The sequence below is a fragment of the Comamonas sp. SY3 genome (genome assembly GCF_041730275.1).
GTDB lineage: Bacteria > Pseudomonadota > Gammaproteobacteria > Burkholderiales > Burkholderiaceae_C > Comamonas > Comamonas sediminis.
This window is the reverse complement of record NZ_JBGTYN010000031.1, coordinates 39,751-50,430: the sequence shown is the minus strand read 5'-3', so window position 1 is coordinate 50,430 and position 10,680 is coordinate 39,751. Positions and strand designations below refer to the sequence as shown.

The 10,680-nt window shown below is 57.0% G+C and carries 11 protein-coding genes; 2 read left to right on the top strand and 9 right to left on the bottom strand.

Annotation, left to right across the window (positions count from 1 at the left end; genetic code table 11):
• Window positions 1-28: 28 nt before the first annotated feature.
• The 5 genes from ACCQ08_RS24325 to ACCQ08_RS24305 form a co-directional block, all read right to left on the bottom strand.
• On the bottom strand, window positions 29-1,030 hold the full coding sequence (locus ACCQ08_RS24325; RefSeq protein WP_373451220.1) for a hypothetical protein: 1,002 nt from the start codon (window positions 1,028-1,030) through the stop codon (window positions 29-31).
• A gap of 300 nt (window positions 1,031-1,330) precedes the next feature.
• Window positions 1,331-2,164: a hypothetical protein gene (locus tag ACCQ08_RS24320; RefSeq protein ID WP_373451219.1), complete on the bottom strand. Its 834-nt coding sequence runs from the start codon at window positions 2,162-2,164 to the stop codon at window positions 1,331-1,333.
• A 92-nt stretch (window positions 2,165-2,256) separates the two neighbouring features.
• The gene (locus ACCQ08_RS24315; protein WP_373451218.1) at window positions 2,257-3,285 is read right to left on the bottom strand and encodes a hypothetical protein; all 1,029 of its coding nucleotides are present in this window, start codon (window positions 3,283-3,285) and stop codon (window positions 2,257-2,259) included.
• Between the two features lie 136 nt (window positions 3,286-3,421).
• Window positions 3,422-4,348, bottom strand: coding sequence for a DUF2628 domain-containing protein (locus ACCQ08_RS24310; RefSeq protein WP_084635808.1), 927 nt, complete (start codon window positions 4,346-4,348; stop codon window positions 3,422-3,424).
• Window positions 4,349-4,629: 281 nt separating this feature from the next.
• A complete protein-coding gene (locus tag ACCQ08_RS24305) occupies window positions 4,630-4,935 on the bottom strand; it encodes a hypothetical protein (protein ID WP_052330003.1) in 306 nt (101 codons plus the stop codon).
• A 129-nt stretch (window positions 4,936-5,064) separates the two neighbouring features.
• Here ACCQ08_RS24305 and ACCQ08_RS24300 point away from each other — a divergent pair, with 129 nt between their 5' ends.
• On the top strand, window positions 5,065-5,328 hold the full coding sequence (locus ACCQ08_RS24300; RefSeq protein WP_021027136.1) for a helix-turn-helix domain-containing protein: 264 nt from the start codon (window positions 5,065-5,067) through the stop codon (window positions 5,326-5,328).
• Between the two features lie 759 nt (window positions 5,329-6,087).
• Here the strand turns inward: ACCQ08_RS24300 and ACCQ08_RS24295 are convergent.
• The 4 genes from ACCQ08_RS24295 to ACCQ08_RS24280 all read right to left on the bottom strand — a co-directional run bounded on the left by ACCQ08_RS24295 (window position 6,088) and on the right by ACCQ08_RS24280 (window position 9,954).
• The gene (locus ACCQ08_RS24295) at window positions 6,088-7,227 is read right to left on the bottom strand and encodes a hypothetical protein (protein WP_021027137.1); all 1,140 of its coding nucleotides are present in this window, start codon (window positions 7,225-7,227) and stop codon (window positions 6,088-6,090) included.
• Between the two features lie 134 nt (window positions 7,228-7,361).
• Complete coding sequence (locus ACCQ08_RS24290) at window positions 7,362-8,375, bottom strand: YqaJ viral recombinase family protein (RefSeq protein ID WP_373451217.1); 1,014 nt, start codon at window positions 8,373-8,375, stop codon at window positions 7,362-7,364.
• Between the two features lie 244 nt (window positions 8,376-8,619).
• A complete protein-coding gene (locus ACCQ08_RS24285; RefSeq protein WP_021027139.1) occupies window positions 8,620-9,615 on the bottom strand; it encodes a DUF932 domain-containing protein in 996 nt (331 codons plus the stop codon).
• Window positions 9,616-9,630: 15 nt separating this feature from the next.
• Complete coding sequence (locus ACCQ08_RS24280) at window positions 9,631-9,954, bottom strand: membrane protein (protein WP_021027140.1); 324 nt, start codon at window positions 9,952-9,954, stop codon at window positions 9,631-9,633.
• A 337-nt stretch (window positions 9,955-10,291) separates the two neighbouring features.
• Between ACCQ08_RS24280 and ACCQ08_RS24275 the strand changes: the two genes are divergently transcribed.
• On the top strand, window positions 10,292-10,561 hold the full coding sequence (locus ACCQ08_RS24275; protein WP_084635810.1) for an AlpA family phage regulatory protein: 270 nt from the start codon (window positions 10,292-10,294) through the stop codon (window positions 10,559-10,561).
• The last annotated feature ends 119 nt before the right edge of the window (window positions 10,562-10,680 follow it).

The following is a 10,680-nucleotide window of genomic DNA, read 5'->3' as shown; positions in this document are numbered from 1 at the left end:
ACGATGTTGCGAGACGGAGAGAGTCACTTCAAGATGGGTTCACCGCGCGCTTACGGGCATCCATCCCCCGGTACAACCAGTACTGGTGTAAAAGGTCGAACTTCTTGCCATCACGACGCCACGCCGCTATGGCATCGGCATCCACTTCGACGATCTCTAGGTGATCTCCACATCGTTCAAACCGAATAGAGTCGTCGTAGCTGAAGGCGTCAGCAGATCTATGCACAAATGCATTCAGTTCGACCTGTGCGCCAAGCAATGCAAGAAATGCCTGATAACAATCGTGTCGTGGCCTATCCGCAGACGGGAATAGAAATGGAATCAGATGCTGCCGCAATGATGAAGCGAGTGATGTTTCGCTCAATTGCAGGTCCGACTCATCGCAGCTGGCGAGTTTCCAGGCCAATATGTCGTCAATGGCATCCCATGCCTCTTGAACATCGGGCAAATTTGGTCGCGACCGACCATCAAGCAAATTTGGTATTTGGTGCTCAAAGGCGAACAGGCTGGCATAGATCAGCAAATCTAAAGGAGCGAGCTCACGCAAGGGGTTGCGTAGACGCGCCACTTCATCAAGCCGAACTTGGTGAGCTTCGCGGAATATGAGAAACACGCGCGTCAGTTCAGCGAGCGCCTCATGCTGATCCGCATCCAGCTTGCTGATCTCCAACCAACGCGGAGAGTCCTGTCGCATCACGAGGTCAGAATGGCGGGTAGCCCACATCAGCACATCGGGAGCGATGGCGGCAACCCGCGCCACAAGCTCGGGACAGGCAACTCGATCTTGCGCTAAGTATTGCGTTAAAGCTAAGCGAAGGGGCTCTTGGCTCCAAACATCAGCGGGTAAAGCCTTCAGGAACTCGGAGCTCCAGAGGGCTGTGTGTCGATCTCTACCACTCCACCTTTTCTTGCCCTGACCCATCGGCTTTCCGTCAAGAAATGCCATCGCTGCTTCGTCCGCTGCTGCTGAGATCGTCAAGCCTTTTTCGCGGGCTGCTGAGAACAATGTGTCGTAGTAGTGCTGGTTCATCACCTAATGCTATCTTGGCTTAGATCGCCGCTGTGAATCGAAAAACCCATTCTAGGCAGACATTGGACTGTTTTGTCCACGGGAAGATTTCTGCAGAAGCCTCGGATCAATGACTGCTCTGCGTATCAGCAGTCACGGGTACTTCAGAGTTGACTCACTGCAATCAGCCTTAAGCTGGCATCGAGATTGAAATGTGGTCGAAATGGTTTCTAGACGCCTCCTCTTCACACCACCCCTACGGGGTGAGTTTTCAAAATAAATATTTCTCAGCAATTTTGATTCGTCTGACGGATGTCAGAGTCACCGCCCGAGCACCCCCAGAAAAGACGCCATACCGATCCCTTGCATGTAGTCCAAAATTTTGCTCTCCTGTGCTTGCGAAGCAAGGCCAAGCATGCGATGCGGCTGGTTGTACTTCATCAGCGTTTGCTCCTGTCCCTTGACATCTTTAGCTTGTATCTCACCATATGTGATCACCGGCTGCCCTTCGGCATTAACTATCCACTGGAAGATTTCTGATGTGCCTTGGTACACAGGATGCCGTGCCATTGCTTCCTTTCTCAGAAGCTCTGTGTCATTCCGCTTTTGAGCGGTTAGGATGTCGTCTTCAGCGCTTTGTAGTTTTCGTTTTGCTTCGCGCCGACTTACCTCTAAACCCCTTTCATATTCTTCGATTTCGAACCGAAGGCCCATGATCTGGTCCCGTTGCAAAGATCGCTGCTCAGGTAGCGCTTGGATCCGCTCAATTGCTCGCTGCGCGCGTTCGATCAGATTTCTTTCATACGGAAAATCTTCTTCAATTCGCTTCGCCGCGCTTTCGCGATCTCTCATAGCGCTGACGACAGATTGTTCTGCAGCCTTCGTGATGCGCTGCAGATAGTCCTCTCTCATTTCTTTCTGAAAGTCTTCACCATCGATGATGGTGCATTTGTACTGCACCACCACGCGGCTCTTCCCATCCTTGAAACTATCCCAATCGATACTTTTACAAAGGGGCCGCTTGCCCAGACCGTTGGCAACTGTCGTGGTGCGAGCACCGTCGATAAAGCTGGACTTGACGATGTCAACGGGGCCCTTGCTGCAAGCAGAAAGAGCGATAGCGGAGCAAGCCACAACGAGGGTGAGATTTTTCATAGGTATGTGAAAGGTGAATGGGGCCACTGCCGCGGACCATGAAGCGAAGCCTTAGAGAGACTTCCAAGGGAAATAGCTGGCACGGATGAGGCTCATCCAGTCTCCCACGCACTGCGATAGGTCACTGTCGAGCCGAGCGGCATCGCATTGCCAGGCGCGGGCGTGATGCGGTAGGCGCACCCATAGCCCTTGAAGTCCTGACCCTCGGGTCCATGGATGGAGACCTCATTCGCTTTCAGACCTGCAGCACGTAGCCGCTTGTCGTACTCCATGTCGCACTGTCCTTCTTGCTGCGGGACCATGACCATGCCTGCGAGGAGAGTCGATGCTCCTGCCTTCGGTTCACTATTCGCTGCCACTTCTGCCGTTGGACACTTGGGGAACTCCAACTCGTCCCCAAAGCTGAAGAACTCGGGTTTGACAGCGTGCAGCGCCTGCGCGGCCACATTCCGGTATTTCTGAGGCTGGCAATTGAATCCCAGATCTCTCACCACCCAGTCTTCGGATTTCTTGGCCACCATGGCGTCAGCCCACCGCCCTGCTGCCTCCATGGCCGGATCCGTTGCCAATTCTGCAGTGATCATCACCTGCCTGAACTGCAATGCCCTGCTCCCTTGCTCTACCAGGTAGACATTGGGAACATAAGCATTGCCGCAGTCCCGAAAACAGTCCGCCAGGTACTGCCCTGAGCCCATGGCTTCATCAAACGCCCCAAAGGTCATTGCATTGAGTGGCTGCCGCTTTAACATGCCCAGCAATCCGCCAATATCCACATCACACCCCGGCGAGAGTGCCACCTGGACCGAGCGTATGGCTTTGTCCTGTCCATCACTCCCCAGCACCAGTTGGCAGCCTTGGACCATGTAGTGATGCCGGTGGTCTTCGGAACGAATGGCGGGTCCCGCCCTTTGCTGTACATAGGCCAAATTCATGCCGATGGCCTCCCAGGAGATCAGTTGGGTGAGCAAATCCGGCGTCGCTGGTGCTGGCTCTTTGGTGTCCTGGGAGCCAAAGACCGATTGGGCGCGTTCGACCAAAGAAGAGACGCGATCTCGTGCACGATCCGTGCACCCCACCAGAGCTACCGCCAGGAGTAGCGCGCCGCATGTTGTCAGTTTCATAGAGACGTCAGAGATGGATATTGGTGGTCAAAGGAGCCCGGCGAATCCAACGCACTACGGAAGATGGGAATCCGGTAAGCATGGCCACCACAGAGGTCGATCCGGTCTACCGAGGTGGTTTGCTGGATCAAGGGGGTCAGCCCTCCGCAATGACACCGATCATTCCGAACAAGACAAGCAGCGCGGCCACAAAGCCGACGGCTGCGCCGATGTTGGCACCACCCTGCCGAGCCAGTTCGATGCGGGCCTGCTCTGGCGCGTGGGATGCCAGGATCTGGTCCACCCGCTGATTCACATGCTGCTGGTACCAGGCATTGCCCTTCAGGCCAAAGCCGATCGCTATACCGAGGTTGATGCTGCTCGTAATAGAGCTGGGAACGCCAATGGCAAGTTCTGCAATCAGTTCAACAACCACTACGCTGATGAAGATCCAGGAATAGAGATACATCTTGCGATACCCCATCCAGCCAAAGCCGACCAGAAAGGCAGCCCAGTTCCAGGACAACTGGTGCTTGCGCTGCGCCGCCTCCTTCCACTTGCGCTCGAAGTAGCCATGGTTCTTGCCAACAAAGATGTGGATAGCCTCCTGGCGCGACAATGAAGAAGCTGGAGCAGATCGTGGTTGCACTGCCGGCGCAGAGGTCACGGCTGGAGGTTCAGCAGGAGCAGATGCAGGAGTGGATACCGCTACGGGTGCTTGTATGGCGTCAGCAGCAATTCCAGAAGCAATTTGCACTCCAACCCCACCAGCAGAAACGGACGGCGATGAAGATGTCGGAGTAGGAGCAGCAGCCGAGAGAACAGGCACCACATCAAAGTCCAACGGTGCCTCCTGAGGAGCTAACTGGATGATGCATTGGGCGCCCGTGCTCTCAATGGCCCGCTTGTACTTGTCAGCAACCTCTGCCGTCACACCCTTCTTGACCACACAGGACGGTTGCGACAGCAGGCGTCCGGCCTGCTCGGGCGTGCACTTGAACAGAGACGCCAGCTTTTGCGCCACCTGGTGGGCATCTGCTGCAGGGTGTCTTCCGCTCAGGACAACGTCGTATTTCTCTTGCATTTGTGACTCTTCCTCTTGTCGTTACTGGTGGCACCGTAGAAGGACATAACCGGCAGTGGTCTGGCCGCTACAGCGCCAGAAGCGAAGCAAACTCATCAAATCAGAACGCACCAAGGCCAGGGCTGGAGCAAGGAATGCATCCGGCAGTACTCTGTCAAGGGTGGCTCAGTGGGAGTGCCCCAGTGATGAGACTGGCAATGAAACTGCGATACAGCGACTCACAGATAGAAAGCCAAAGGCTGTTGCTGATCGTCCCGTCAGATCGATGCCCCTACCCATGATCAACTCAAATCAGAGCCGCAGTGCTTGCACTTCCTGGCTTTGACCAGAATGGGTTCTGCGCAATAAGGGCAGTCTTTGGTGGCTTGTGCCATGGGCTGGGCGATGGCGTGTGGACCGCCTTGCTGCGACTGTGTGCGCCCCAGGCCTCCAAAGATCATCTGGAACCAGAACTTCCAAAGCTTGATGAAGCCCCATACCAGGATGGGCAGAAAGATGATGAGGCCCAGGAAGATGCCTCCCCCGCCACCACCTGCCATGGCGATATTGGGCATCAACACCCAAGGCAACAGACGCTCCAAGCGCATGCGCGCACTCCTTTTCTTGGTATTCAGTACTCGGAGATGCCCCGCTGATGCCGGATTGGGTTTCTTTCCGCATTAATATGTGAAGCAAACTCCGTAGATGTAAATGTATCAGAAACCGATGCTAGGAGGGTGTCTGCCAAACCCACTCCTCCCACTCATCTTCCCGATCCCGACAACCTGCGCGATGTTTTTGCGTACTGGGTGCGTCTCAAACGGGTCGAGAAAGGCTGGTCGCAGGAGCGACTGGCACTGGAATGCGAATTGGACAGGACGTACGTATCAGCCGTGGAGCGATCGCGCTGGAATGTGTCGCTGGCCAATATCGAGCGCATTGCGCAAGCGCTGGACGTGAAGGCCTGGACATTGATCAAGCCGCCGGAGACGCACCGGTAGCACCGGCATTGCCATAGCCGCAAAAGAAAAAAAGAATCAGAAAGGATGGACCCGGCGCTAGCCGGGTTCATCCTTTTCTCTTCTCACGTCGCATGTTGCGAATGCTTGGGCACGATGGTCACAACCTCCACACACCGGCCTTGCAATCGCGCTCCGTCCACAGAGCAGAGAATGCATTGCCCAAGTGCGCCCCATAAGACACGAGCGCCAAACCCGCTACCCCACGGCGCGCTCCACGCGTGACTGGCAACCAGTGCGGCCCTGATGGTATGCCTGGGTCGGGATAAGCTACCCTCTACCGTTGCAGGCAACTCCATCATCTCCACACCCACCACCCAGACCCAGCAGACGGTGTCCTCCAACGTGCCACATTGCCTGCGATGCAATACCAGCTTGAGCAATGCACAACCACCATGCTCCAGAATTACTCCCAGACAATTCATCGACTCGGTTCCGGTGGCCGTGGCGCTCCGGATCTCACATACCGGAAACAGCTCTTTCCACCCACGACGGTCATCTTTGGGTGTGCTCAATGACGGAGAGACAGCAATGCTGCGAAGAGGTCGTTGCGTCATCACTGCCGCACAGCGCCTCAAGCACCATTCCAGGCCTCCCGGATTCGATACGCTGCCGCGATCCGTATCTGGAAACATGTAGCTCCAGCGCCTGCGCCCCGCCGGGCTCATTACCCTGTACTCCCACGGACCATCAAACCGGATGCCATGCATGTAGCGGTGGATGAGTCCCTTGTCTGCAGAGTCAGCCATGTTGCCTGCCCCCCCCTCTTTCGGGTTGACGCATCTCCTGCATATGCATCCCCTGCCCCGTGGGCTCTGCTGCCTGCGGATAGAACTCCTGAACGATCTCCGTCGCCTCCTGCTCCAGTTCCTCAAACAGGCCCAGCGCATAGCCTTCTCTGGCTGCTTGCTCCAGCGCTTCCTGGTCGTGACCGACCTTCTGCGCATATTCCGCAGCCTGCGCTGCCTGGCTGATGGCTGCGTCAAGCGGCATTCCATTGCGGATGCCCAGGTCCACGTAGTAGATGGGCGTGCGGTGCGACATGGCTGTGGACTTGGCGCGCAGGCGCAATTCCAGCGGGAGATATGCCAGCAATCCACCACTGGCCGCTTGCAGGTACTGCATGCGGGTCATCAAGGTGCGCAGGGAGTTGATGCCGGTGGTGCGCAGCACAAATGTGCTCATGGCGTCTGCCTGGTTGTCCGGATGGTCAATGCGCATGTGGAATCGGCCAAACGGTTTGCAGCCGCCTTCAATGGCCAAGGGACACAGGTCCGGGCCCTCGCAAGGGCCTGCCTCAATGCCCTTGGCTGTCATCCGCTTGCAGGTCCGTCCATCTCCCACACAGAGGGGCCGCGCCGTGGCCCGGTCGAACAAGGTGTAGTTGGCCCGCAGGTTCAGCGCCGGGTCGTTGAACAGCACGCGGATGGGGATACTGCGCAGCTTGGGTTTGGCAACGTGGGCATGGACTGGAGCATCGTTCCCGGCTGGATTGACAGCCTCCGCTATCGTTTTCTGCGCCGGGTTGGTACCTTGCTCGCCATCTCCCTGCGTGGCCTGAGATGAGTGTGTTGCTCGCGCCCGCCTAGCAAGCTTGTCCTGCAAGGTCTGCTTCGATTGCTGCATTGTACCTTCGAACTCTGGCGGCAGTGTCTGCAACTCCGTTACCTCCACGCCTGTTGTCATCAATGCCCGGTCGGTGATCTCCGTGCGCAAGATGGCATCCATGGGATGCAGTACCCAGCCTATGCGGCTTTGGACCTGGGTGGTGATGGTGAATTCGTCATCTTTCTGCGGCAATCGCTTGCCATTGCGCTCGATGACCTTGCCGATGGAGATGCGCCCCACCACAGGGGGCGTCATCATCAGTCCTTTGATCATGGTGTTTCTCCAGAAATGCAAAAGCCCCTTGCTCCAGAGAAGAAGCAAAGGGCGGATGGGTTGAATTGCTGACCGCTGATTGGCGATCGGATATTGGTGGCCAGTGATTACGGGGTGTTGAGCTGACTGCAAGTTCAGCCCAACTCCTGCAGTAGGAATCGCCGCGATCCGGCTTTGGCGCTCGTGTAGGCCTTGGCCAAATCCGGATGGTCTTTCTCGAATGCAGCGGTGTTGAAGGCCTTGCCGTCCTTGGAGCGCTTCCAGCTCACCGAGCCGCCGGGGAAGTTCGCGTACGACGCTGACCCCATGCGCTGCTGGATCTGGTGTTTCAGCAATGCTTCCTGGACCTCCCAGTCCTGCAGGAGCTTGCGAACATGAAGCAGCTTGGCAAATGCATGGCAAGCACTCTCGTCCTCGGACAGATCGACGGTGTCGCCACTGTCCTGCGAGTACAGGCTGCGCAGCGCAACTGCCGTGCTGTCCGACGCATCTGCGTCTGGCGCCTGTCCAGTCGCAACTCGTTCCCAGAATTGCGCCTCCAAGGCCATCAATTGGGTGATCATGGTCTCGTCCCGCTCGATGCGGTGGATTTGCAACTCCTGCCCGCAGATCAGGACGGCCACATCGGCGGCCTGCTTGCCTGTAACAGCCAGTTGGTGCATGACCTGCAGCTGGATGTATTCCGGAACGCCATCTCTCCAGAGCTTGGCACCGTTGATGCCTGCAGTCTTGGATTCCAAGATCTGGACATCAGAAGCTCCCACCACCTCCCGGTCGATATTGGCGAGCATCCAGGGAACCTGGGGGTGGCCCAGGACCGCATTGACCCGGCGCACCTTGTTGCCGGTGCGCTTGGTGTAGTGGGCGGCGACGATGGGTTCGAGCAAAGTGCCCCAGTACATGGGGCTGGTCTCTTCGTTGGGATCCACAACTGGGAGGAGATGGCCCTTGCCGGTCTTGTGCATCCACAACTCAAGTTGGGACTGGTAGGGATTGAGCCCTACGGCAGCGGCCGCATCGGAGCTACCGATGCCTTGGCGGCGTACATCCAGCCAGGTCTCGCGAGGCATGTCCCGGGTAGAAACGAGGCGCAGTGCAGGACGTCTGGCCTGTGAGGCCGGGATATGTGTAGAAACAGGTGTCGGCATGGTGCCTCCAGTGAAATGGGTGAAGAAATAGACAAAGAAACAGGCAAGGAAAGACCAAAGCAGGCGACTGCCCCCCTCCCCCTTCTTCAAGCCCCTGCCCTCAAATTCTCGAAAGCCCAAAGCACAAAGCCCTCATCGCAGTGGTGAGGGCCTATGGCGTTGGGAAGCTTTGAAGGAGAACTGAAGGGACCGAGGGAGAAGGCCAAGGGCCGAAGGGCAAAGGACGCGCCGCAAGCCCGTGGATTCAGGCCACCAGTTGCAAGGCATGCTCCAGTGCCCGCTGCTTGACCGCAGCCCCCACACCGAACCAGGCACTGTCTAGGCGGTTGTCCTGGCTGCGGGCCCGGCGTTCGTGGTCCACGTACTCGGTGATGGAACAGAGCAAACCCCAGGCCGTGCCCTGGGCCGCGGACAGGGTGGCACCGCGCCCATGGCCGTCAAAGAGCATCTGCGCCTTCTGCAAGGCCCGCTCGTTGGTGAGGCCCGTGGACTGCCCTGCTCCGCTGGAGCCCGGCTTGTCCGATGCGCACAGCACCTTCAGGAAGAAGTTCATGGCCTCGTGGCTCTTGACCTTGCGCTCTGCCAGGGTGCGCATCTGGTACATGAAGGAATCCCATTGGCCCACGGCAATGCCCAACTGGCGTTTGACGGCCTGGGCATCGAAGCGGGTGGAGTGGGAGACCTTCACGGCATTGGTTGCTCCCTGCAGGGCAATCGCCAGGGTGTTGTTGCAGACCACCCGCACGGTGGTGGGCATGGCGACCGTGGCCAGGGTGCCGTCACAGGAGGTCGCCAAGAGCAGATAACCGTTGACAACGTCATCGCCTTTGAGGGCCGCTGACTTACCGGTACGGGCCAAGGCCCAGAACTTGCGGCCCGCCTTGAGCACGCCAGCCGTCTCGAGCTCGTAGCCTGCGACCTCCGTGAGATCCCGGTAGAACTCCAGCACATCCCGGGGCTGCACCACCTGGTAGCGGTTGCTGACCACTGACAGGGGTGCCTTGGTGTCGCTGCGGTAGAGCACCTTCTGGTCGGGGAACTCCATGGGCTCGGCATACATGGAAGAAGACGCTTCCGAGTTGTCAGCCGCCAGATAGCGAACAGGTGTTTCGAGGATCTGCCACTGCATGCCTGCGGCCTGCGCCCAGACATCGAGGGATTGCTTGCGAGGCAGGTTATTGCCCAGTTGGTGCCAGGGGGCCTGCCCTGCGTAGGCCATGGTTTCGACGAGATGGGACATGGTGATCTCCTTGCATCAAGCCTTGAACGAATTGCCGCAGCTTTGGCATTCGTAGTTGTCCAGATAGGTCTCGTCGATCTGCTCGCCGATGCGGCCGCCGACTTCGTGACCCACGGTACCGCCGAGCACACCACCGATGATGGCGCCGAGCAAGGAACCGAGAACACCACCGACGGGGCCAGCCACAAACCCGACGGATGCGCCAGTGGTGGCACCTTGCATGGCACCTGCAATACCCGTGGCTGTACCAGCGGCAGAACCAACACGTTGGCCCAGCTCCTTGCCGATACCCTTGGCACGCACATTCAGAGAATGGCAGTGGGGACATTGGATAGACATAGAAACTCCTGACATAAAGAAAAGCGCCCCGGACTCGAAAGCCAGGGGCGCTAGATGGATGGAAGAGAGATGAAATCAATGCGAAACAGCTCGCTTTGCAGCAAACCGTTCCTGCATCACATCAGGGATATATGACTGAAGAGATTTGGGATCAGAGGAGCAGGGCTATTTCTTTAAACACGCTAGCCAGCAATGGCTCGCTTAGAGAACAGGCAAACCGAACGCTCCTAAAAAATGAGTAGAAAGTTCATATACGGCAAGCTACAGCGCAGAAAGATACGTGATACACGGTACCTCATCAATTTTTTATTGATACACGTGTTCTCCTGTGCTGCAGATGAATCCCGATACTCCGTTTCGTCAACAACCACTAACGGAGTTCAAAGTGAACCAATTTTCCCCAAATGAGCGCCCTTTCCGCGTTGTGCGCATGCAAAAAGTCAAGGAAATGACGGGACTTGCACACAGCACGCTTTTCGCAAAATATGACCCAACGAGCCCATGCTTTGATCCTACGTTTCCCAAACGTGTCCGGCTAGGTTTGCGCTCCGTAGGTTGGATTGAATCGGAAGTGGTGGACTGGGTTCAAAACTCCCGTGTCCACTAATGCGCCTATGCCTCATCGCTGCTGATCTATTTCTTGGCTAGAAATAGGTCACTGCCAACCTCAGCAATAGCATCTAGCGCACGTTCAGTTGTAAATAAACCAGCCACCCTTAATTTTCC

What these genes read in the sequence shown, in the direction of transcription:
- ACCQ08_RS24325 (WP_373451220.1), bottom strand. Translation starts at nt 1,030, where the DNA reads ATGAACCAGCACTACTACGACACATTGTTCTCAGCAGCCCGCGAAAAA.
- ACCQ08_RS24320 (WP_373451219.1), bottom strand. Translation starts at nt 2,164, where the DNA reads ATGAAAAATCTCACCCTCGTTGTGGCTTGCTCCGCTATCGCTCTTTCT.
- ACCQ08_RS24315 (WP_373451218.1), bottom strand. Translation starts at nt 3,285, where the DNA reads ATGAAACTGACAACATGCGGCGCGCTACTCCTGGCGGTAGCTCTGGTG.
- ACCQ08_RS24310 (WP_084635808.1), bottom strand. Translation starts at nt 4,348, where the DNA reads ATGCAAGAGAAATACGACGTTGTCCTGAGCGGAAGACACCCTGCAGCA.
- ACCQ08_RS24305 (WP_052330003.1), bottom strand. Translation starts at nt 4,935, where the DNA reads ATGCGCTTGGAGCGTCTGTTGCCTTGGGTGTTGATGCCCAATATCGCC.
- ACCQ08_RS24295 (WP_021027137.1), bottom strand. Translation starts at nt 7,227, where the DNA reads ATGATCAAAGGACTGATGATGACGCCCCCTGTGGTGGGGCGCATCTCC.
- ACCQ08_RS24290 (WP_373451217.1), bottom strand. Translation starts at nt 8,375, where the DNA reads ATGCCGACACCTGTTTCTACACATATCCCGGCCTCACAGGCCAGACGT.
- ACCQ08_RS24285 (WP_021027139.1), bottom strand. Translation starts at nt 9,615, where the DNA reads ATGTCCCATCTCGTCGAAACCATGGCCTACGCAGGGCAGGCCCCCTGG.
- ACCQ08_RS24280 (WP_021027140.1), bottom strand. Translation starts at nt 9,954, where the DNA reads ATGTCTATCCAATGTCCCCACTGCCATTCTCTGAATGTGCGTGCCAAG.
- ACCQ08_RS24275 (WP_084635810.1), top strand. Translation starts at nt 10,292, where the DNA reads ATGAATCCCGATACTCCGTTTCGTCAACAACCACTAACGGAGTTCAAA.